Origin of the sequence: Stenotrophomonas sp. SAM-B, from assembly GCF_013387485.1 — a bacterium.
Taxonomy (GTDB): Bacteria; Pseudomonadota; Gammaproteobacteria; order Xanthomonadales; family Xanthomonadaceae; genus Stenotrophomonas; species Stenotrophomonas maltophilia_AA.
Window position 1 is genome coordinate 536013 of record NZ_JABBXB010000002.1, and the last position, 22544, is coordinate 558556.

At 67.5% G+C, this 22544-nt stretch carries 13 protein-coding genes and 1 pseudogene; 13 read left to right on the forward strand and 1 reads right to left on the reverse strand.

Annotated elements, in window-relative coordinates; genetic code table 11:
- Position 1 precedes the first annotated feature (1 nt).
- From HH110_RS06640 to HH110_RS06665, 6 genes are all read left to right on the forward strand, one after another.
- Positions 2 to 1021, forward strand: a complete 1020-nt coding sequence (locus HH110_RS06640; RefSeq protein ID WP_176988927.1) for a cupin-like domain-containing protein — start codon at positions 2 to 4, stop codon at positions 1019 to 1021.
- 13 nt (positions 1022 to 1034) lie between these two features.
- Entirely contained in the window at positions 1035 to 2564 is a 1530-nt protein-coding gene (locus HH110_RS06645) for a tryptophan halogenase family protein (RefSeq protein ID WP_176988928.1), read from the forward strand.
- 65 nt (positions 2565 to 2629) lie between these two features.
- On the forward strand, positions 2630 to 4123 hold the full coding sequence (gene xylB / locus HH110_RS06650) for a xylulokinase (RefSeq protein ID WP_176988929.1): 1494 nt from the start codon (positions 2630 to 2632) through the stop codon (positions 4121 to 4123).
- A gap of 42 nt (positions 4124 to 4165) precedes the next feature.
- Positions 4166 to 5500, forward strand: a complete 1335-nt coding sequence (gene xylA / locus HH110_RS06655) for a xylose isomerase (protein WP_176988930.1) — start codon at positions 4166 to 4168, stop codon at positions 5498 to 5500.
- Between the two features lie 47 nt (positions 5501 to 5547).
- Positions 5548 to 6957 carry a sugar porter family MFS transporter gene (locus HH110_RS06660; RefSeq protein WP_176988931.1) on the forward strand — a complete coding sequence of 470 codons (1410 nt, stop codon included), beginning with the start codon at positions 5548 to 5550 and terminating at the stop codon, positions 6955 to 6957.
- 44 nt (positions 6958 to 7001) lie between these two features.
- Positions 7002 to 9518 (forward strand): exo 1,3/1,4-beta-D-glucan glucohydrolase, encoded by a 2517-nt coding sequence (locus tag HH110_RS06665; RefSeq protein WP_241696470.1) that lies wholly within the window; start codon positions 7002 to 7004, stop codon positions 9516 to 9518.
- 17 nt (positions 9519 to 9535) lie between these two features.
- Here the strand turns inward: HH110_RS06665 and HH110_RS06670 are convergent, their stop codons facing one another.
- Positions 9536 to 10591 (reverse strand): LacI family DNA-binding transcriptional regulator, encoded by a 1056-nt coding sequence (locus HH110_RS06670; protein ID WP_176988933.1) that lies wholly within the window; start codon positions 10589 to 10591, stop codon positions 9536 to 9538.
- A gap of 111 nt (positions 10592 to 10702) precedes the next feature.
- Between HH110_RS06670 and HH110_RS06675 the strand changes: the two genes are divergently transcribed.
- The 7 genes and pseudogenes from HH110_RS06675 to HH110_RS06700 all read left to right on the forward strand — a co-directional run bounded on the left by HH110_RS06675 (position 10703) and on the right by HH110_RS06700 (position 22542).
- Positions 10703 to 12817: an alpha-glucuronidase family glycosyl hydrolase gene (locus HH110_RS06675; RefSeq protein ID WP_176988934.1), complete on the forward strand. Its 2115-nt coding sequence runs from the start codon at positions 10703 to 10705 to the stop codon at positions 12815 to 12817.
- On the forward strand, positions 12814 to 14826 hold the full coding sequence (locus HH110_RS06680) for a sialate O-acetylesterase (protein ID WP_176988935.1): 2013 nt from the start codon (positions 12814 to 12816) through the stop codon (positions 14824 to 14826). The genes HH110_RS06675 and HH110_RS06680 overlap by 4 nt, the downstream gene beginning before the upstream one ends.
- A complete protein-coding gene (locus HH110_RS06685; protein WP_176988936.1) occupies positions 14826 to 16514 on the forward strand; it encodes a glycoside hydrolase family 43 protein in 1689 nt (562 codons plus the stop codon). Before HH110_RS06680 ends, HH110_RS06685 begins: the two co-directional genes overlap by 1 nt.
- Before the next feature lie 71 nt (positions 16515 to 16585).
- Positions 16586 to 19210: a glycoside hydrolase family 3 protein gene (locus tag HH110_RS06690; protein ID WP_241696471.1), complete on the forward strand. Its 2625-nt coding sequence runs from the start codon at positions 16586 to 16588 to the stop codon at positions 19208 to 19210.
- A gap of 10 nt (positions 19211 to 19220) precedes the next feature.
- Positions 19221 to 20690, forward strand: a pseudogene (locus tag HH110_RS19400) (MFS transporter); the annotation flags it as partial.
- Between the two features lie 27 nt (positions 20691 to 20717).
- On the forward strand, positions 20718 to 21683 hold the full coding sequence (locus HH110_RS19405; RefSeq protein WP_342589231.1) for a glycoside hydrolase family 43 protein: 966 nt from the start codon (positions 20718 to 20720) through the stop codon (positions 21681 to 21683).
- Entirely contained in the window at positions 21673 to 22542 is an 870-nt protein-coding gene (locus HH110_RS06700) for an aldose epimerase (RefSeq protein ID WP_176988938.1), read from the forward strand. Before HH110_RS19405 ends, HH110_RS06700 begins: the two co-directional genes overlap by 11 nt.
- The last annotated feature ends 2 nt before the right edge of the window (positions 22543 to 22544 follow it).

The following is a 22544-nucleotide window of genomic DNA, read 5'->3' on the forward strand; positions in this document are numbered from 1 at the left end:
GGTGCTGGGCGGCATTGCGATGCAGACCCTGGAAGACCTGGAGCCGGGCGCGCTCCCGCTGGAGGCGCTGGTGGCCGCCGGCGAGCCGGTGGTGCTGCGCGGCATCGCGCGCGACTGGGGGCTGGTACAGGCGGGGTTGCGCTCCACGCAGGAGGCGATGGGGTATCTGCGCGGCTTCGAAGCGGGAATCCCTGTCCAATACTCCTTCGGCGGGCCCGAGATCGAGGGGCGTCCGTTCTACAACGCGGACTTCACCCGGTTGAACGTCGAGGTCCGGCGTGGGTTGTTGAGCCAGGTGCTGGACGGAATTGCGGATCATCTCGACGACCCGAGGCCACCTACCTACTATCTCGCGTCGCTGCTGATCGATCGGGCGCTGCCCGGCTTCGCGCAGGCCAACGACGCCGGGCTGGCGGGGCAGGGCATCGAGGCCTCGGCGAGCATCTGGATCGGCAACCGCGTGACCGCCTCCTGCCATTTCGATACCCCGGACAACCTGGCCTGCTGCGCCGTGGGCCGGCGCCGGTTCACGCTTTTCCCGCCCGAGCAGATCGACAATCTGTATCCGGGGCCGCTGGAACCCACCCCGGGGGGGCAGGTGGTGAGCGTGGTGGATTTCGACGAGCCGGACTTCGCGCGCCATCCAAGGTTCCGTGATGCATTGGCAAGCGCACAGACCGCCGAGCTGGAACCGGGCGATGCGATCTTCATTCCCGGCCTGTGGTGGCATCACGTGCGCAGCCTCGCGCCGTTCAATGTGCTGGTGAACTACTGGTGGCGCAGTTCGCCGGCCTTCCTTTCCTCACCGCTGCCGGCACTCCATCACGCGATGTGGGCCGTGCGCGACCTGCCGGCGCGCGAGAAGCAGGCCTGGGCAAAAATCTTCGAGTACTACGTATTCGGTCCGGGTGAGCGGGCAGGGCACCACCTGCCCGATGCCGCCCGGGGCGACCTGGCACCGTTCGACGAGACGCAGGCGCGCCGCATGCGCGCCCAGTTGCTGGCTCGACTCAACCGCTGATGGGAGCACCGCATTGAACGTGGCGAACACAACCGAAGGGCGTATCCGCAGGGTCGTCATCGCCGGTGGCGGCACCGCAGGCTGGCTGGCCGGCTGTGCGCTGGCGCACCAGTTCCGCGATCAGCTGGACATCACCCTGGTGGAGTCCGAGCAGATCGGTACGGTGGGTGTCGGCGAGTCGACCGTGCCGCCCATCCGCACGTTCCACCGATTCCTGCAGATCGATGAGCAGGAGTTCCTGCAGGCCGTCGCCGGCACGTTCAAACTCTCGATCTCGTTCGAGAACTGGCGTCGGCCCGGCGACCGTTTCATCCATCCGTTCGGCACGATCGGGCAGGGCACCTGGGCCACGCCGTTCCACCACTTCTGGCTGGACAGCCTGCGCCGCGGCATGCCGTCGGACCTGGGCGATTTCTGCCTGGAAAGCGTGGCCTCGCGGGAAGACCGGTTCTCGCTGCAGACCCAGCCCCAGGTCAATTACGCCTATCACTTCGACGCCGGGCTCTACGCGAAATTCCTGCGCCGCAAAGCCGAAGGCCACGGGCTGCGCCGGGTGGAAGGCAAGATCCGCGAGGTCCGGCAACATGCCCACGACGGCGCCGTTGCCTCCCTGGTGCTGGAAGACGGGCAGGTCATCGAGGGCGATCTGTTCATCGACTGCACCGGGTTCCGCGGCCTGTTGACCGAGCAGACCCTGCATACCGGCTATGAGGACTGGAACGAATGGTTGCCCAGTGACCGCGCCGTTGCCGTGCAGACCGAGTCGGTCGGCCCGCCGGTGCCGTACACCCGCGCCATCGCGCACGAAGCCGGGTGGCGATGGCATATCGCGCTTCAGCACCGGGTCGGCTGTGGCCTGGTGTTCTCCAGCCGCCACATGTCCGATGACGAGGCGCGGGCCAAGCTGCTGCGTGACGTCGACGGGCCGCCCCTGCGCGATCCCTGGCTGGTGCCGTTCCGCAGCGGGCGCCGGTTGAAGGCCTGGAACAGGAACGTGGTAGCGCTGGGCCTCGCCAGTGGCTTCATCGAGCCGCTGGAGTCGACCAGCATCCACCTGACCATCAGTGCGGTGGTGCGCCTGATCCAGCTGTTCCCGTTCGACGGCATCAGCCCGGCGCTGATGGACCTGTACAACGACGTCAGCCGCCAGGAGATGGAGCACGTGCGCGACTTCATCATCCTGCACTACCACGCCAACCAGCGCGACGAGCCGATGTGGAAGGCCTGTCGTGAGATGGAACTGCCGGAATCGCTTGCGGTCCGGCTGCGCGCCTGGCGCGAACGTGCGCATGCCTGGCAGGACCCCGGCGAGCTCTTCCGGGTGGACTCCTGGACAAGCGTGCTGATGGGGCAGGGGATCCAGCCGGGCCCCCCGCATCCGCTTGCCGCTGCCATCAGCGACGCGGACCTGCGCACGCTGTTGATGCGGATCCGCCAGCCGGTGCAGCAGGCGGTCGCGACGATGCCGTCGCAGGCAGCCTTCATCGAACGCTACTGCCGGACGGCGCAGAACGTCTGGCCACGGGCCTCAGCCCTGGCCTAGCAGGGCAGCACGCTGCTGCACAGAAATGGTAGCGCTACCTCCATACACCCACGGGGATGAGATAGATGGATCTGGTTGCAGGAATCGATGCAGGTACACAGAGTCTGAAAGTGGTGGTGTACGACCCTGCCGGGCGGCAGCTCATTGCCAGCGCGAGCGCGCCCCTGGACCTGGCTTCCGCCGCCGATGGCAGCCGTGAGCAGCAGCCGGCCGCGTGGGGCGCAGCCCTTCAGGCCTGCTTCCGCGCGATCGATTCCAAGGTTCGTTCCCGCATCTCCGCGCTGGCGGTCTCGGGGCAACAGCACGGCTTCGTACCGCTCGACGCCGCGGGGGAGGTCCTGGCACCGGCCAAACTGTGGTGCGACACCAGCACCTCGGCCGAGTGCGTGCAGATCATGGACGCACTCGGCGGACCAGCGCGCACCATCGCGCTGGCCGGCAACCCCATCCTGACCGGTTACACCGCGTCCAAACTGCCCTGGACGAAGACGCATCGGCCCGACGCATACGCACGGCTCGCCACGATCCTGCTGCCGCACGATTACCTCAACTTCGTGCTGACCGGCCAGCGCTTCTGCGAGCATGGCGATGCGTCGGGTACGGGCTGGCTGGACGTGCGCACCCGGACCTGGTCAGCCGAGCTGCTGCGCGCGACCGATCCGGAGCGCGACCTGGCCCTCTGCCTGCCGCGCATCGCCGCGCCCGACGAGCTGTTCGACATCGATCCGGCCACGGCGGGCCTATTGGGGCTTCCCGAGACGGTGAAGGTTGCGGTTGGCGGGGGCGACAACATGATGGCGGCCATCGGTACCGGCTGCGTCGTGCCCGGTCGCCTGGCGATGAGCCTCGGCACCTCGGGCACCTTGTTCGCCTATTCGGACACGCCCGTGGTCGATCCGGACGGCGCCTGGGCCGCGTTCTGCTCGTCCACCGGTGGCTGGCTGCCGTTGATATGCACGATGAACTGCACCGTGGTAACCGAACAGGTCGCCGATGCCTTCGGCTTCAGCACCCGCGATGGCGATGTGCACCTGCGGGCGACCTCGCCCGGTGCCGACGGCCTGGTGATGTTGCCGTTCCTCAATGGCGAACGCACGCCGGACCTGCCGCTGGGCAAGGGCGTCCTGGCCGGTCTGGACACGACGAACATGACCCCGGCGCACCTCTACCGCGCGGCCATGGAAGGCGCCACCTACAGCCTGAAGTATGGATACGACGCCTTCGTCCGCGCGGGCATGCGGTTCGACCGCATCGTGCTGACCGGTGGCGGCAGCAACAGCGCGCAGTGGCGGCAGATGGTGGCCGATGTCTTCGGCCTGCCGGTGGACGTGCCGACCCAGTCCGAGGGGGCGGCCTTCGGTGCGGCATTGCAGGCCCTGTGGGCGCTGGGTCACGCGCGCGGTGACGCCGCCTCCATCGCCGACATCGCGGACCGGCACGTTGCGGTCGATCCGCTGCAGTCCGCTCACCCGGATCCGATGCGTACGCACGCCTATGCCACGGCCTATGCACGTTTCCTTCGACACCTCGACGCCCTCACGCCGCTGTATCGCGGCTGATCCCTCTACGCACCACCTCGCACAACGACAGGAAGACGCACCATGAGCAATCAACCCTTCATCGGCGCCAAGGAATACTTCCCCGGCATCGGCCGCATCCCCTTCGAAGGCCGGGGCTCGGACAATCCGCTCGCGTTCAAGGTCTATGACGCGGACAAGGTCATCGGTGGCAAGACGATGCAGGAGCATCTGCGCTTCGCGGCCTGCTACTGGCACACCTTCTGCAACGCCGGGCATGATCCGTTCGGTCCGGGCACCCGCAATTTCCCGTGGGAAGGCGCCTCGCCGATGGCGACTGCCGAGGCGAAGGTGGACGCGGCGTTCGAGTTCTTCACCAAGCTCGGCGTGCCGTACTGGTGCTTCCACGATATCGACCTGGCGCCGGATGCGGACGATGTCGGCCAGTACGAGAAGAACCTGAAGCACATGGTGGGCCTGGCCAAGGCCCGGCAGGATGCGACCGGCATGAAGCTGCTGTGGGGCACGGCCAACCTGTTCTCGCACCCGCGCTACATGAATGGTGCGTCCACCAATCCGGATTTCGCCGTGGTGGCGCGCGCCGCCGTGCAGGTGAAGGCGGCCCTGGAGGCGACGGTTGAACTGGGCGGCGAACACTACGTGTTCTGGGGTGGCCGCGAAGGCTATGCCTCGCTGGCGAACACGCAGATGAAGCGCGAGGTCGACCACTTCGCGCGGTTCCTCACGATGGCGCGCGACTATGGCCGCAGCATCGGCCTGAAGGGCAACTTCCTGATCGAACCCAAGCCGATGGAGCCGATGAAGCACCAGTACGACTTCGACAGTGCGACCGTGGCGGGCTTCCTGAAAGAACATGACCTGCACAAGGACTTCAAGCTCAACATCGAGGCGAACCACGCCACGCTCTCCGGCCACACCTTCGAGCACGACCTGCAGGTCGCCTCGGACCACGGCCTGCTGGGCAGCATCGACGCCAACCGCGGCAACGCGCAGAACGGCTGGGATACGGATCAGTTCCCGACCGACCTCTACGACACCGTGGGCGCGATGCTGGTCGTACTGCGGCAGGGCGGATTGGAGGGCGGTCTGAACTTCGACGCCAAGCTGCGTCGCGAATCCACCGACATGGAAGACCTGTTCATCGCCCACATCGGCGGCATGGACGCATTCGCACGCGGGCTGGAAGTGGCCCACGCGCTGCTGAACGACTCGCCGCTGGAACAGTGGCGCAAGGCCCGCTACGCCAGCTTCGACAGTGGTGCCGGCAAGGAGTTCGCGCGCGGTGCGCTCAGCCTCACGGACCTGGCCGCACTGGGTGCCAAGGGCGGCGAGCCCAACCAGACCAGCGGCAAGCAGGAACGCTACGAGAACCTGCTCAACCAGTACCTGCTGCGCTGAGCGCGACAGTTCGCAGCGATGACACCGAATCGGGGAGGGGCAGGGCAATGAACCAGGCAGTGAGCGGTGGGGAGAACACCCGGCTGATCGTATTGATCAGCGTGGTGGCGACGATTGGCGGATTCCTGTTCGGGTTCGACAGCGGCGTGATCAACGGCACCCAGGACGGGCTGCACCAGACGTTCCGGTCAGGCGAGTGGATGCAGGGGTTCGAGATCGCCTCGATGCTGTTGGGCTGCGCCATCGGTGCCTTCAGCGCCGGCCGGCTGTCCGACCGCCTGGGACGCCGCAACGTGTTGATCGTCTCGGCGGTGTTGTTCCTGCTGTCGGCGATCGGGGCAGGTGCAGCGGCGTCGTCGACCCTGTTCATCATCGCGCGGGTGATGGGGGGCTTTGCGGTGGGTGCGGCCAGCGTGATCTCGCCGGCGTACATCGCCGAAGTCGCGCCGGCGCGCTACCGCGGCCGCCTCGCGACGGTCCAGCAGATCGCCATCATCAGCGGGCTCACCGTCGCGTTCCTGTCCAACTATCTGTTGGCGGCCACCGCCGGCGCCTCGACCGAGCCGCTGTGGGGCGGGCATGCGGCGTGGCGCTGGATGTTCTGGATGCAGGCGGTGCCCTCGCTGCTGTTCCTGGCACTGTTGCTGACCATTCCGGAGAGCCCGCGCTACCTGGTGGTGAAGCGCCGCAAGGACGAGGCGCTGCACGTGCTGACGCGGCTGTTCGGCGGTGCCGAGGCGCAGGCCAAGCTGGCCGAGATCGACGCCTCACTGTCGACCGACCACCATCGCCCGCGGCTGTCGGATCTGCGCAGCAAGGCCACCGGGAAGATGCGCCCGATTGTCTGGGTCGGCATCGGCCTGGCCATCTTCCAGCAGCTGGTCGGCATCAACGTGGTGTTCTACTACGGCGCCGTGCTCTGGCAGGCGGTCGGTTTCTCCGAGAACGACGCACTGCTGATCAACGTGCTGTCCGGTGCGCTCAGCATCGGCGCCTGCCTCGTCACCGTGCTGCTGATCGACCGCATCGGGCGCAAGCCGCTGCTATGGATCGGCTCGGCCGGTATGGCGGTGTCGTTGGCGCTCCTGGTGGTCGCCTTCGCGAGTGGCTCGCTGGTCGATGGGCGCCTGCAGCTGCCCGGGAGCATGGGCACGCTGGCGCTGGTGGCGGCCAATGCCTACGTGGTGTTCTTCAATCTTTCCTGGGGCCCGGTGATGTGGGTGATGCTGGGCGAGATGTTCCCCAACCAGATCCGCGGCTCGGCACTGGCCGTGGCGGGTGCGGCGCAATGGACCGCGAACTTCGCCGTGACGGTGACGTTCCCCATTCTGTTGGCCGCCATCGGACTCGCGGCGACCTACAGCCTCTACCTGGCGTCGGCCGTCATCTCGGTCTTCTTCGTGCTCAGGTATGTGCACGAAACCAAGGGCAAGGAACTGGAGCAGATGGAAGGATGAACACGATGACGAATCGACGCCTTACCCACGCCCGCCGTGGCGTGATGCTGGCCGCGCTGATGGGGGTGTTGGCTGCCTGCGGAAACGATGACAAGGCTGCTGCACCGGCGGCGGCCGATCCGGATCCGTGGTCGCAGGTGGCCTGGCCGCTGCCTCAGGATGCCGCGCTGGAGAAGCGGATCTCCGACCTGATGGACACCATGACGGTGGAGGAAAAAGTGGGCCAACTGGTGCAGGGCGACATCGCCAGCATCACGCCGGAGGACCTGCGCACCTACCGGCTCGGCTCGATCCTTGCGGGCGGCAACTCCGACCCCGGTGGCCGCTACGATGCCTCGCCGGCCGAATGGCTGGCGCTGGCCGATGCGTTCTATGCGGCCTCGATGGACACCTCGCAGGGCGGCAAGGCGATCCCGGTGCTGTTCGGCATCGACGCCGTCCATGGGCAGAGCAACATCATCGGCGCGACCCTGTTCCCGCACAACATCGGCCTGGGCGCGACGCGTAATCCGGAACTGCTGCGCCGTATCGGTGAGATCACCGCGCTGGAAACCCGTGCGACCGGGATGGAGTGGGCGTTCGCGCCGACCGTGGCGGTACCGCAGGACGACCGCTGGGGGCGTACCTATGAGGGGTACTCCGAGTCGCCCGAGGTGGTGGCCAGCTATGCCGGCGCGATGGTCGAGGGCCTGCAGGGCAAGGTGGGCTCGCCAGGCTTCCTTGACGGTCGCCATGTCATCGCATCGGTCAAGCACTTCCTCGGTGACGGCGGCACCACCGACGGCAAGGACCAGGGCGATACCCGGATCAGCGAGGCCGAGCTGGTGCGCATCCACGCGGCCGGCTATCCGCCCGCCATCGCGGCGGGCGCACAGACGGTGATGGCCTCCTTCAACAGCGTCAACGGCGAAAAGATGCACGGCAACAAGCCGTACCTGACCGATGCGCTGAAGGGGCGCATGCACTTCGGTGGTTTCGTGGTGGGCGACTGGAACGGCCACGGGCAGGTCAAGGGCTGCACCACCACCGATTGTCCGGCCACGATCAATGCCGGCCTGGACATGGCCATGGCGTCGGACAGCTGGAAGGGCTTCTACGAGACCACGCTGGCCGCAGTGAAGGACGGCACGCTTCCCCAGCAACGCCTGGACGATGCAGTGCGCCGGATCCTGCGGGTCAAGATGCGGCTGGGCCTGTTCGAGGCGGGCAAGCCGTCGTCGCGCGCCGTCGGTGGGCAGTTCGCACTCGTCGGCGCGCCGGAGCACCGTCAGGTTGCACGCCAGGCGGTGCGCGAATCGCTGGTGCTGCTGAAGAACCAGGGCGGCGTGCTGCCGCTGTCGCCGAAGCAACGCATCCTGGTGGCCGGTGACGGTGCCAACGACGTGGGCAAGCAGGCGGGCGGCTGGACGCTGAACTGGCAGGGTACCGGCACCACCCGCAAAGACTTCCCGAATGCGGACACGATCTACGAAGGTATTGCGCAGCAGGCCAAGGCCGCTGGCGGCGAGGCGCAGTTGGCGGTGGATGGTGCTTACACCACGAAACCGGATGTGGCCGTGGTGGTGTTCGGCGAGAACCCCTATGCGGAGTTCCAGGGCGACCTGCCCACCCTGGCCTACAAGCCGGGCGACGACGCGGATCTCGCGTTGATCAAGCGGCTCAAGGCCGACGGCATCCCCGTGATCGCGGTGTTCCTCAGCGGACGCCCGCTCTGGGTGAATCGTGAGATCAATGCCGCCGATGCCTTCGTGGCGGCCTGGCTGCCTGGTTCGGAAGGGGCCGGCATTGCCGATGTGCTGCTGCGCAGTCCGGATGGCAGCGTGCAGCACGACTTCAAAGGCAAGTTGAGCTTCAGTTGGCCGCGCACCGCGACGCAGTACGCCAACAATGTCGGGCAGAAGGACTACAACCCCCTGTTCGCCTTCGGCTTCGGCCTGACCTATGCCGACAACGGCGATCTGGCCGCGCTGCCGGAAGCATCGGGCGTGACGGGCAACGAAGGGGCCATCGGTGTGTTCTTCGCGCGTGGGGATGCCGGCTCCGGCATGGCCCTGCGGCTGGAGCGCAGCACAGGGCAGGGGGTGACCGTCACCCAGGTGCCGGAATCCCTCGAGGGCGACCTGCTGAAGGTCACCGGTGTGGATCACCTGGCGCAGGAAGATGGCCGCCGTCTCGCGTGGTCGGGCAAGGGTGAGGCGATCGTCGCGCTGCAGTCGCACACGCCACTGGACCTGCAGCGCGAGAGCAACGGCGATCTGATGCTGTTGACCACGATGCGCGTCGACGCCGCACCCCGGGGCGAGGCGTGGTTGTCCGTGGGCTGCGGCACGGGCTGTTCGGCACGCGTTGCGCTCGGGCCGGCGCTGGCAAAGCTGCCCGTGGGCCAATGGACCCGCGTGGGCGTGCCCTTGAAGTGTCTGGCGGCGGCAGGCGCGGAGGTCGGCAAGCTGGATCGCCCCTGGTCGATCGGGACGGCAGGCGTGATGACGCTCTCGGTGTCACGCGTCGCCCTGGGCGCCTTGAACGAAGCGGAGGCCACCATCGCATGCCCCGGCGCGTGACGATGCGGCCTGCGCCCTCAGCGCTTGGGCGGGCGCGCGACCGAGTCGCGCACCACCAGCCGGTGCGGCATGACGTGATCGGTCAACACGCGCGTCTCATCGCCCTTGCGGCGGATGGTGCGCAGCAGGATATCGATGGCGGCGTCGGCCATCGCAGCGATGGGTTGATGGAGGGTGGTGAGCTCGGGCCAGACGGTCGTTGCCGCCGACGTGTCATCGAAACCCACCACCGACAGGTCACGGGGCACCTCGAGGCCGCGTCGGTGTGCAACGGAGATGGCCGCTGCCGCCATGTCGTCGTTGCTGGCGAAGATGGCCGTCGGCGGCCGACGCTGGGACAGCAGCTTCTCGGTCGCGGCAAGCCCCGAACGGTAGGTGTAATCCCCCTGTTCGACGAGGCCGGGTTCGACCTGCAGCCCTGCCTCCTGCAGGGCGGTGACAAACCCATCGTAGCGTCGCGCGCTCGCGCTGAGGTCGCTGCGGCCGCAGATGAAGCCGATCCGACGGTGCCCATGCTGGATCAGGTGTTCGGCCATCTCCTTGCCCGCATGGAAGTCGTCGATGCGGACGCAGGAAAGATCGTCTCTCAGGTGCCCCGACGCGATCGCGACCACCGGAATGCCGGCGCTGACCAGTTCGGTCACGGCCGCCTGCGACTCGCACAGCGGGGGCGGCAGGATGACGCCATCCACACGGCCAGCCAGGGCGCGCGCAGCGTTGCGCTCGGCCTCGGGGTCGAAGTTGTCCCAGTAATGGATGACCAGCTGGATGGCCGCGTTGGACGCGACACGCAGCAGGCCGACCAGCAGCTCCCGCAGGTAGGCGCCGCTGGGGTTGGTGTAGATCAGCGCGATCCGCGTGTGCTGCGCCGCCGCCAGCGAACTCGCGGCCAGGTTGGGCGTGTAGCCCAGTTCGCGCACCGCGCGCATCACCCGTTCGCGCGTGACATCGCGCACCTTGCCCTGGTTGATCGCGCGCGACACGGTCATCGGCGAGACCCCGGCCAGGGCAGCCACCTCGTCGATCGTCACGCCACTGGTTTTGCGGCGGACCGATTTCTTCGGCTTGTCCAATGCGTGTTGCCTTTCTTCTTTGTGACGCTGCCGCGAGGCGGGCACGTCCGCAGCTTACAAGGTTTGCTGGCGACACTGCTGCTCCGCCGGAATGTCGAGCGGTGTCACTGGATGCTGGGTGTCGCCCTGGCACTTTTCGCCTGCGCGGGCAGCGTGCGCGCGGAGGACGGTTACGCCCTCTGGCTGCGCTACGCACCGCTGGAACCTGCCCTCGCGACCGACTACCGGACACGGCTGGGCGGGGTCGTGGCCCCCGATCAGACCCCGACGCAACGTGCCGCGCGCGAGGAACTTGTGCGTGGCCTCACCGGCCTGCTGGGTCGCGCGCCGCGGATGCAGAGGGCGCCCAGCGCGGACCCCAGCGTGGTGCTGGGCACCCCCGATTCGTCGGCCGTGATCGCGCCGCTCCGCAAGGAGATGGAATCACTCGGCGACGATGGCTACCTGCTCAGGCGTGCGCACATCGGCGGGCGCGCGGTGCTGCTGGTGGCCGCACGCCAGGATATCGGGGTCCTGTATGGCGTGTTCCATCTGCTGCGACTGCTGCAGACCGGCGCACCACTCGATGCCCTTGAGGTTCGGGAATCACCACGGCTCCGGCTGCGCGTGCTCGAACACTGGGACAACCTGGACGGCTATGTCGAACGCGGCTATGCGGGTCGCTCGCTGTGGGACTGGCAGACCCTGCCGGAGTGGCGGGACCCGCGTTATACGGACTATGCGCGTGCCAACGCCTCGCTCGGCATCAACGGCACCGTGCTGAACAATGTAAACGCGAGCGCGCAGAGCCTTGCGCCGGCATATCTCATCAAAGCGGCCGCGCTCGCGGACATGTTCCGGCCGTACGGCATCCGCGTGTACCTGAGCGCGCGCTTCAGCGCCCCCATCGAGCTGGGCGGGCTGAAAACCGCCGATCCGCTCGACCCGGACGTGCAACGTTGGTGGCGCGACAAGGCTGACGAGATCTACGCGCACATTCCGGATTTCGGCGGCTTCCTGGTCAAGGCCAATTCGGAAGGACAGCCCGGACCGCAGGACTATGGCCGCTCGCATGCGGACGGCGCCAATCTGCTGGCTGACGCGCTGGCACCGCATGGCGGCGTGGTGATGTGGCGCGCCTTCGTCTACGCGCATGAGGTGCCCGCGGACCGCGCCACGCAGGCCTACACCGAATTTTCCGGCCTGGACGGCGCGTTCCGCCCGAACGTGATCGTGCAGGTGAAGAACGGGCCCATCGACTTCCAGCCGCGGGAGCCGTTCCATCCCCTGTTCGGGGCCATGCCACGCACGCCGCTGATGATGGAGGTCCAGATCACCAAGGAGTATCTCGGCTTCGCCACGCATCTGGTGTACCTGGGGCCGCTGTACGAGGAGGTGCTGCAGTCCGATACCCACGCAGGCGGCGCGGGCGCCACGGTCGCGCAGCGCCTGACCGGCATCGCCGGCGTGGCCAACATCGGCAACGATCACACCTGGAGTGGGTCGCACTTCGACCAGGCCAACTGGTACGCCTTCGGCCGTCTCGCCTGGAATCCGGACCAGTCCGCCCGCGACATCGCGACGGACTGGGCAGCGATGACGTTCGCGCCGGATCCCCAGGTGGTGGCACCCATCGTCGACATGATGATGGTCTCGCGCGAGGCCGCGGTGAACTACATGACACCGCTGGGCCTGCACCACCTGATGGCGCGCGGGCACCATTACGGGCCCGGCCCGTGGGTGGACGGCGGTCCGCGCGCGGACTGGACCGCCGTGTACTACCACCGCGCCGACCGCGATGGCATCGGCTTCGATCGCACTGCACGCGGCAGCAACGCGGTGGCCCAGTACGCCCCCGAGGTGGCCGCCGTGTACGGCGACCTGGCGCGGGTGCCGGAGCCGCTGCTGTTGTGGTTCCACCATGTCCCGTGGGATCACCGCATGGCCTCAGGACGACCGTTGTGGGACGAACTGGTGGGGCGTTACTCCCTTGGTGTGCGTCAGGTAGAGGACATGCAGGCCAGTTGGGCGGGCCTGCAGGGCAGGGTGGATGCGCAGCGGCATGCGCAGGTCGCCGCCTTCCTCGGCATCCAGCGGCGCGAAGCGCAGTGGTGGCGCGATGCCAGTGTGGCGTACTTCCAGTCGATCAGCGGCAGGCCCTTGCCTGCGGGCGAAACCGCGCCGCCACAGGCGCTGGCGTGGTACCAGCGCCTGCAGTTTCCTTCCGCACCGGGAGATGGGCGATGAGTCGGACAGCGTGGATGGGCTGGATACTGGCGACCATCGTGATGTGCTGCGCCATGCCGGCCGTGGCACAGGAGCCGGCCACAGCACTGTTGCATCCGCTGTTCCAGGATCACGCTGTGCTGCAGCGCGACCAGCAGATTCCGGTCTGGGGCCATGCTGCGCCCGGCATTCCGGTTTCCGTGGCGTTCGCGCGACAAACCGTCACCACGCGCGCGGATGCGGGCGGCCAGTGGCATGCAACGCTGAAGCCCATTCCCGCTGGCGGCCCTCACGAAATGACCGTCCGCGCAGGGCAGACCACCCAGATCGTGCATGACGTGCAGATGGGTGATGTCTGGTTGTGTTCCGGGCAATCGAACATGGAACTGCCGGTGTGGCGCGCGCTCGACGCAGACAGTGAGATCGCCTCCGCCACGCACCCGACGATCCGCCTGTTCAGCGTGCCCAAGGCGGCAACCGTTACGCCGCAGAGCACGTTCCCGGCGCCGACGGCGTGGAAGCCGGCGTCGCCAGCCGCGGTGCGCGACTTTTCCGCCGCCTGCTTCTACTTTGCGCGTGAACTGCAGAAGACCGTCGACGTCCCGATGGGGCTGATCCAGGCGGCGTGGGGCGGCTCGCGGATCGAGGCGTGGACCAGCGCCGACGCGCTGCGTACGCAGGGCGGCATGGATCCCGCGCTTGACCTGCTCGCGCTCTACGCAAGCAACCCTGCGGCGGCAACCGCGGGCTGGGGCGAGGTATGGCAGCAGTGGTGGTCGAAGCGCGACGGAGCCCGGCAAGGCGACACTCCCTGGCAGCCGGGCACAGACAGCACGGCGTGGCACACGGCACCGGCCGCGCTCGGAGCATGGGAGCGTTGGGGCGTGCCGGCGCTTGCCGCGTACAACGGCATGGTCTGGTACCGCACCCAGGTCACGCTGACCGCCGCGCAGGCGGCGCAGGGCGCACGGCTTGCGCTGGGCGCCGTCGATGAGGCGGACATGACCTGGGTCAACGGCGTGGCGGTGGGCAGCCAGTACGGTGCAGGGGAGCCGCGGCTTTACACACTTCCTCCCGGGCTCTTGAACGCCGGCGCGAACACGGTGGTGATCAACGTGCTGGATACCTACGGCGAGGGTGGGCTGTCGGGACCGGCCGCCGCCCACGCGGTGGAGCTCGACGACGGCACGCGCATCGTCCTGGACGCGCCGTGGCACTACCGGGTGGCGCCCGGTGCACAGGCACCGCCGCTGGCGCCCTGGCATGCCGCCACGGGTCTGTCGACGCTGTACAACGGCATGATCGCGCCGCTCGGCAGCTATGGCCTGCGTGGGATGCTCTGGTACCAGGGCGAGTCGAACACGGGTGACGGCGCCGCTTATGCCAACCGGCTGCGCAGCCTGCGCGATGACTGGCGCAGCCGCTTCGGTGCGCGGATGCCGCTGCTGGTGGTGCAGTTGGCCGGCTATGGGCAGCCGCCTCAAGCCACGGGGGAGAGTGGTTGGGCACAGGTGCGCGAGGCGCAGCGTCGCGTCGCGGCGGAGGACCCGCATACCGGGCTCGCCGTGGCGATCGACATCGGCGACGCGTACGACATCCACCCGCCCAACAAACAGGAGCTGGGCCGGCGCCTGGCCCGGGTGGCGCGTCACGTGGTCTACGGCGAACGGGCGCTGGCACCTTCCGGCCCGTCGGTTCGCACGGCGTCTCGCGCGCAGCGCGAAACAAGGATCGCGTTCGACAACGTCACCGGCACCCTGGTCACGACCGGTGCGGACGGCCCCATAGGATTCGAGCTCTGTGACGCCGACGCACGGCACTGCCGGTATGCCGACGCGGTGCTGGAGGGGCTTGAGGTTGTGTTGGATTGCATGGATTGCGTGGAGCCGGCCAGCGGCCGGCACTACAGTAGCGGCGCGTTGCGTGTGCGCTATTGCTGGGCGGACGGTCCGGTCTGCACGCTGCGCGACAGCAGCGGTGCGCCGGCCGGCCCCTTCGAAATTCCCCTCACCGCCGCCGAGGTCCCCTGATGCGCCTGCTGATTGCCACGCTGCTCCTGCTGCTGCCTGCTGCGCCATCGCTCGGTGCTACGCCTGCGCCGCCGGTCTATTTCGACTGGTTCGAATATTCGGGTCACGACGCGGCGTTTGAGACACCTCTTCCAGCCGGTCACTACCGTAATCCGATCCTGGCCGGCTTCCACGCGGATCCGAGCATCGTCCGCGCCAATGACCGCTTCTATCTGGTCAATTCCAGCTTCACCTACTTCCCGGGTATTCCGGTATTCGAAAGCATCGATCTGGTGCACTGGAAACAGATCGGCAACGTGATCGACCGCCCGACGCAGCTGGACTTCGATGGACTGAGCGTTTCGCGCGGCATCTTCGCGCCGGCGATCGAGTACCACGACGGCATGTTCTATGTGGTCACCACGGCCGTCGACAGTGGCGGCAACTTCATCGCGACCGCGCGCGACCCGGCCGGCCCCTGGTCCGACCCGCACTGGCTGCCCAGCGTGGAGGGCATCGACCCGTCGCTGTTCTTCGACGAAGACGGCGCCGTCTACCTGGTCAACAACGATGTGCCGCCCGGTCCGCAGCGCTACGAAGGCCACCGCGCCATCTGGATGCAGCAGATCGATCTGGCCGCGTTCAAGCCGGTAGGGCCGCGGAGGGTGCTGATCGACGGCGGGGTGGAGCCGGCGAAGAACCCGATCTGGATCGAGGGGCCGCATGTCTTCAAGCGCGATGGCTGGTACTACCTCTCCGACGCCGAGGGGGGCACCGGGCCGCAGCATTCCCAGGTGGTCCTGCGCAGCCGCAAGGCCTGGGGGCCGTACCTCCCGTATGCGGGCAATCCGATTCTCACCCAGCGCGACCTGCCGGACGACCGGCCGCTGCCGATCACCAACGCCGGCCATGCCGATCTGGTGGAAGGTCCGGACGGCGCCTGGTGGGCGGTGTTCCTGGCCAGTCGCAACTACCAGACGCGCCACTACAACACGGGGCGGGAGACGTATCTGCTGCCCGTGCAATGGCGGGATGGCTGGCCGGTGATCCTGCCGGCCGACCAGGTCATTCCGTACGTGGTCAAAGCGCCATCGTGGATGCACGGCGATGCCTCGCAGGCCCCATCAACCGGCAACTTCGTCGATCGCGACGGTTTCGATGCACCGACGCTCGGCACGGGATGGTTGCAGGTGCGCGTCCCCAAACGGGCGTGGGCAGACCTGGGCCTGCGCCCGGGCAGCTTGGCTGTGCATCCGCTGCCGGAGAACCTCGACACGCTGCGCAACCCTGCCTTCCTTGGTCGCCGCCAGCAGCATCTGCGCTTCGAGGCCAGCACTGAAATGACGCGACCGGCGACGGATGTGGCGGCGGGCATTGCTGCGTTCCAGAGCGAAAGCTACTGGTACTTCCTGGGCGTGCGCAGCCTCGGCGGGAATCGCGTGGCGATCTTCCTGGAAGGGCGCGATGGCAGCGGGGCGACCCGCACCCTGGCCACGCGCAACGCGACGGCGTCCACGTCGCTGCGCCTGAAGATCGCCGGTGACGAGGGCAGCTATGCGTTCGCATTCGACACGGGTGATGGGCAGGGCTGGCAGAGGCTCGCTGACGACGTAGACGGAACGGTGTTGAGTACGGATCGCGCAGGCGGCTTTGTCGGCGCGCTGCTGGGACCATTCGCGCGCGACGAGCGCGCCTTGAGGAGCAAATGATGACGCGTGCGCCTTACCTCTTCAGTGGCCGTCGTGGCCCCGCCTTCCGCACCCTGGTGCTGTGCGCTGCCATGGCAGCAGCGACCGCCGGTCATGCCGCGGAAACCCAGCTGTGGCTGGACACCTCGGCCGGCTTTGAAACCCGCGCCGCCGCGCTGGTGGGGCAGATGACCCTGGAGGAAAAGGCCGCCCAGATGCAGAACGCCGCGCCGGCCATCGAGCGCCTGGGCGTTCCGGCCTACGACTGGTGGAACGAAGGCCTGCACGGTGTGGCGAGGGCAGGGCAGGCCACCGTCTTCCCGCAGGCGATCGGGCTGGCTGCCACCTTCGATGTGCCGTTGATGGCGCAGGTCGCGACCACCATCAGCGACGAGGCGCGCGCCAAGCATCACCAGTTCGTACGCGAGGGGTCGCATGGCCGCTACCAGGGCCTGACCTACTGGTCGCCGAACATCAACATCTTCCGCGATCCGCGGTGGGGCCGGGGCCAGGAAACCTACGGTGAGGATCCGTACCTGACCGCGCGCATGGGCGTCGCCTTCGTGCACGGCCTGCAGGGCGACGACCCGGTGTACCGCAAGCTGGACGCCACGGCCAAACACCTGGCCGTGCACAGTGGCCCCGAGGCCGACCGCCACCACTTCGACGCGCGCCCCAGCAAACGCGACCTGTACGACACCTACCTCCCGGCCTTCGAGGCGCTGGTGAAGGAAGGCCAGGTCGACGCGGTGATGGGCGCCTACAACCGGGTGTACGGCGAGTCCGCCAGCGCCAGCAGGTTCCTGCTGCGCGACGTGCTGCGCCGGGACTGGGGCTTCCAGGGCTACGTGGTGTCCGACTGCTGGGCCATCGTGGATATCTGGAAGCATCACAAAATCGTGCCGACCCGCGAGGCCGCCGCGGCACTGGCGGTCAAGAACGGCACGGAGCTGGAGTGCGGCCAGGAATACGCCACGCTGCCGGCCGCGGTACGCCAGGGGCTGATCAGCGAAGCGGAGATCGACGATGCCGTGACGCGGCTGTTCACCGCGCGGATGCGGCTGGGCATGTTCGATCCGCCCGAGCGCGTGCGCTGGGCGCGGATACCGGCCTCCGTGAACCAGGCCCCGGCGCACGACGCGCTGGCCCTGAAGGCCGCGCAGCAGTCACTGGTGCTACTGAAGAACGATGGCGTGCTGCCGTTGTCACGCACCCTCAAGCGCATTGCCGTGGTCGGCCCGACCGCCGATGACACCATGGCCCTGCTCGGCAACTACTTCGGCACGCCGGCCGCGCCGGTGACCATCCTGCAGGGGATCCGCGATGCGGCGAAGGGCGTCGAGGTGCAGTACGCACGCGGCGTCGACCTGGTCGAAGGGCGCGACGATCCCGGTGCGACACCGCTGATCGAGGCAGCGTACCTGCGGCCGTCGGCCGATTCCCCGGAACGTGGCCTGCGCGGTGAGTACTTCCGCACGCCCGATCTGTCAGGGACGCCGGCGCTGGTCCGCACCGATGCGCAGATCGGTTTCCGCTGGGACCGGGGTTCACCCACCGACAACCTGCTGGCCCGCGGTGAAGCGGCGCCGGGGCAGGGCATTCCCAACGATGGCTTCAGCATCCGCTGGAGGGGCCAGCTGCTGCCGCCGGTGTCGGGCCGCTACCGGATCGAGGCAGCCGCCGACGACGGCTTTCGTCTCTACGTGGATGGAAAGCGGGTGCTGGACCACTGGGCCAACAGCGATCGCCTGCGCAGCGACGGTGTCGACCTGGACCTGCAGGCGGGCCGCGCCTATGAACTCACGCTGGAGTACTTCGATAACGAACGCGACGCCGGGGTGCGGCTGGGCTGGCGCATGCCCGGGGCGAAGGCGCCGTTCGAGGAGGCGGTCGATGCCGCCCGCAATGCGGACGTGGTGGTCTTCGTCGGCGGCCTGACCGGCGACGTCGAGGGCGAAGAGATGACGGTGAACTATCCGGGCTTCGCGGGCGGCGACCGCACCGACCTGCGCCTGCCCGCCACCCAGCGCGCCCTGCTGGAAGCGCTGCATGCCACGGGCAAGCCGGTGGTGATGGTGCTGACCGGGGGCTCGGCGCTGGCGGTGGACTGGGCCCAGGCAAACCTGTCCGCGATCCTGATGAGCTGGTATCCGGGGCAGCGCGGTGGCACTGCGGTGGGCGAAGCGCTGTTCGGCGACACCAATCCCGCGGGCCGGCTGCCGGTGACGTTCTACACCGCGGACCAGGCGATGCCGGCCTTCGACGACTACACGATGGAGGGCCGCACCTACCGCTACTTCCGCGGCACGCCGCTGTATCCGTTCGGCTATGGGCTGTCCTATACCCGGTTCGGCTACGGCAGACTCCGTCTCGATGCGCCCCGCATCGCCGACAACGGCACGCTCAAGGTGCAGGTGGACGTCTCCAACACGGGCAAGCGCGCGGGTGATGAAGTAGTGCAGGTGTATGTGCGGCGGCTGGCGGCCGGCGCAGGCGATGCGCAGCAGACCTTGCAGGGCTTCCAGCGTGTCCACCTGGCGCCTGGCGAGCGGCGCACCATGGCATTCGATCTGCAGGCACAGCAGGCGCTGCGCCAGTACGACGACGCGCGCGGAACGTATGTGGTGCCGCCGGGGGAGTACGAAGTAAGGGTAGGCGGCTCCAGCGCCGATGCCCGTGTGCAGAGCCGCTTCACCGTGGAGGCACGTCGTGACTGAGGCCCGCCACATGGATATTCCCGAGCACACGCTGTCCGTCCGGGAGAAGCTGGGCTACAGCCTGGGCGACCTCGCGGCGAACCTGATCTTCCAGACGCTGATCACCTACCTGGCGTTCTTCTACACCGATGTGTACCGCTTGCCGCCCGCCACGGCGGCGACGATCATCCTTGTCATCGGCCTGCTGGGCGCCTTCGTGTTCACCCCGCTGATCGGCATTGCCGCTGACCGCACGGTCAGCCGCTGGGGAAAGTTCCGGCCCTGGATCCTGTGGACGGCGATTCCCTTCGGTGCGTTGTCGCTGCTGGCCTTCAGTACGCCGGACCTCGGCGGGCGCGGCAAGGTCATCTACGCCCTGGTGACCTATGGCCTGCTGATGTTCGTGTACGCGGCCAACAACCTGCCGTACTCCGCGCTCAGCGGGGTGCTGACTGGCAGCATGGCCCAACGCAACAGCCTGTCGGCCTACCGCTTCGTGGCGGTGATGATCGCGCAGTTCATCATCCAGGTGCTGCTGCTGCCGCTGGTGCTGATCCTGGGCGACGGGGACCGTGTGCAAGGGTTTGAGCGGGTAATGACCGTGTTCGCGGTCGTGGGCACGCTGTTCTTCCTGATCACCTTCGCCACCACCCGCGAGCGCATCGTGCCGGCCAAGGAACAGACCGGCGGGGTGATGCAGGACCTGTCCGACCTGCTGCACAACCGGCCGTGGAAGGTGATGCTGGCCCTGACGGTGCTGGTCTTCATCAACCTCGCCCTGAAGGGCGGCACCTACATCTACTACTTCCAGTACTACATGAGCGAGGCCGCGTTGGCGGGTTTTCTCGACGCCTCCGGTTTCAACCGCTTCATCGGGGCGGTGAACGCGACCGTCAACGGATGGGGCCTGTCCGGCTTCACCTGGCCGGAGGATCCGGCGACCTCGGCCTTCAGCCTGTTCAACGCCTGCGGCATCCTCTGCATGATCCTGGGCATCGGCGTCTCCCGCCGCCTGGCCGACCGCTTCGGCAAGCGTGATGTCTTCGGCGGTGCGCTGCTGGTATCCACCGTGTTCCTGCTGGTTTTCTATCTCTTTCCGCCCACGGCGGTCGGCGTGGCCTTTGGCGCCTTCATGCTGCACGGATTCTGCTACGGCATCACCATCCCGCTGCTGTGGGCGATGATCGCCGACGTTGCCGACTATTCGGAATGGAAGAACCATCGCCGCGCCACCGCGATCATCTTCTCCGCGATGCTGTGCGGGTTGAAGATCGGGCTCAGCACCGGCGGTGCACTGGTCGCCGGGATTCTCGCGCACCACGGCTATCAGGCCGGTGCGGAACAGCAGCCCCACGCCGTGGTGGACGGCATCCGCCTGACCGTGAGCCTCTACTGCTCCATTCCGTTCCTGGTCGCGGTTGCGCTGCTCTTCTTCTACAAGATCGATAAAGGGATGGAGACGCGCATCGAGCATGACCTGCATCTGCGTCGCCAGGGCAGCAGCCTTGATCAGCTCGCAGCGCATGCCATCTCCCAGCCGCTGGTGACCCACATCTATACGGCCGATCCGTCGGCACACGTGTTCGAGGGGCGCCTGTACATTTATCCGTCGCACGATATCGACGGCGGCGCGCCCTTCGACGATGACGGTGGGCATTTCGGCATGGAGGATTACCACGTGCTGCGGATGGACTCGCCCGAGGCCGACGCCATCGATTGCGGCATGGCGCTGCATGTGCGCGACGTACCCTGGGCCGCGCAGCAGATGTGGGCGCCGGACGCAGCCCACCGCGACGGCCGTTACTACCTGTATTTCCCGGCCAAGGACGGGCAGGGCATGTTCCGCATCGGCGTCGCGGTCGCGGACCGCCCGGAGGGGCCGTTCACTGCCGAACCGGAACCGATGGAGGGCACGTACTCGATCGACCCGGCCGTGTACGAAGACGACGACGGCACGCATTACCTCTATTTCGGCGGCATCTGGGGTGGCCAGCTGCAGAAGTACCGTGACAACCGCTTTGATGCGACGCACGAAGAGCCGACCGGGGAGACGCCCGCACTGGGACCGCGTGTCGGCCGACTGGATGCGGGGATGACCCGGCTGGCGGAGCCTACGCGCGAGGTCGTCATCCTGGACGAGCACGGGCAGCCGCTGCGTGCCGATGACCATGCGCGCCGGTTCTTCGAAGGGCCGTGGCTGCACAAGTACCAGGGCCGCTATTACCTCTCGTACTCCACGGGCAATACGCACCTGCTGTGCTACGCCATCGGTGACAGCCCGTACGGACCGTTCACCTATGCCGGGGTGATCCTGAAGCCCGTCGTGGGCTGGACCACGCATCACTCCATCTGCGCGTTCAAGGGGCGGTGGTATCTCTTCTACCATGACGCCTTGTTGTCGGGCGGCGTGACCCATCTGCGTTCGGTCAAGTGCACGCCGCTGTTGATGGACGCGGACGGCGGCATCCGGACGATCGATCCATATGGCGCTTGAAGCGGCGTCACCCGAGGATGATGCGCAGGCGCCGCTGCCGGGTGGTCGCCTCTACTGGTTGCGGGCAGGAAAGCTGGAGCTCGCGCTTGCACCGGAGGCCGGTGGACGCATTGCGCAGATTCGCTATGACGGTGTGGACTGGTTGGTGGGTGAGCAGGAGGGTGGGGCGGCTGCGATCGGATGGGGGTGCTATCCCATGGTGCCTTGGGCCGGGCGGATCCGGCAGGGGCGCTTTGCCTTTGATGGCAAGCCGTATGAGCTGCCGACAAACTTCGGCGGGCACGCAATCCACGGGGTGGGCTTCTCACGGCCGTGGCGTATCGACAGTCTCGGGGCGGACAGCGCCATGTTGTCGCTGGAGCTTCCCGAGGATGGCTATTGGCCGTTCGGTGGCCGTGCGACGCAGGTCATCCGTGTGCTGGCTGACAGTCTGGAGCTGCGCCTTGCGGTGCAAGCCGGCGACCAGGCGATGCCGGCGGTGCTTGGTTGGCACCCGTGGTTCCGGAAGCCGGATCAGTTGCTGTTCTCGCCCAGTGCGATGTATCCACGGAACGGGGAAGGCATAGCTGCATTGCCCTGTATTGCTCCCACACCTGGGCCTTGGGATGACTGTTTCATCAACCAGGCTGAGGTGACGTTGGTGTCTGGAAACCAGCGGCTGTGGCTGCTGGCGGATTCGGATCACTGGGTGGTGTATGACGGTGCTGCTCACGCGACGTGCGTGGAGCCACAGACTGGTCCGCCTGATGGGTTTACGTTGGTGCCGAAGCGGCTGGAGTCAGGGCAGACGCTGGAGCTGAGGTTCGAGCTGCGGTGGCAGATCGCCACTGGCGATGCTCCGGCGCCCGGGTATCGGTAGCC

Bases quoted from the DNA above. Each gene is read 5' to 3' on its own strand.
- HH110_RS06690 (WP_241696471.1), top strand. From the start codon at position 16,586: ATGGCAGCAGCGACCGCCGGTCATGCCGCGGAAACCCAGCTGTGGCTG.
- HH110_RS06665 (WP_241696470.1), top strand. From the start codon at position 7,002: ATGCTGGCCGCGCTGATGGGGGTGTTGGCTGCCTGCGGAAACGATGAC.
- HH110_RS06685 (WP_176988936.1), top strand. From the start codon at position 14,826: ATGCGCCTGCTGATTGCCACGCTGCTCCTGCTGCTGCCTGCTGCGCCA.
- xylB (WP_176988929.1), top strand. From the start codon at position 2,630: ATGGATCTGGTTGCAGGAATCGATGCAGGTACACAGAGTCTGAAAGTG.
- HH110_RS06675 (WP_176988934.1), top strand. From the start codon at position 10,703: ATGCTGGGTGTCGCCCTGGCACTTTTCGCCTGCGCGGGCAGCGTGCGC.
- xylA (WP_176988930.1), top strand. From the start codon at position 4,166: ATGAGCAATCAACCCTTCATCGGCGCCAAGGAATACTTCCCCGGCATC.
- HH110_RS06660 (WP_176988931.1), top strand. From the start codon at position 5,548: ATGAACCAGGCAGTGAGCGGTGGGGAGAACACCCGGCTGATCGTATTG.
- HH110_RS06700 (WP_176988938.1), top strand. From the start codon at position 21,673: ATGGCGCTTGAAGCGGCGTCACCCGAGGATGATGCGCAGGCGCCGCTG.
- HH110_RS06680 (WP_176988935.1), top strand. From the start codon at position 12,814: ATGAGTCGGACAGCGTGGATGGGCTGGATACTGGCGACCATCGTGATG.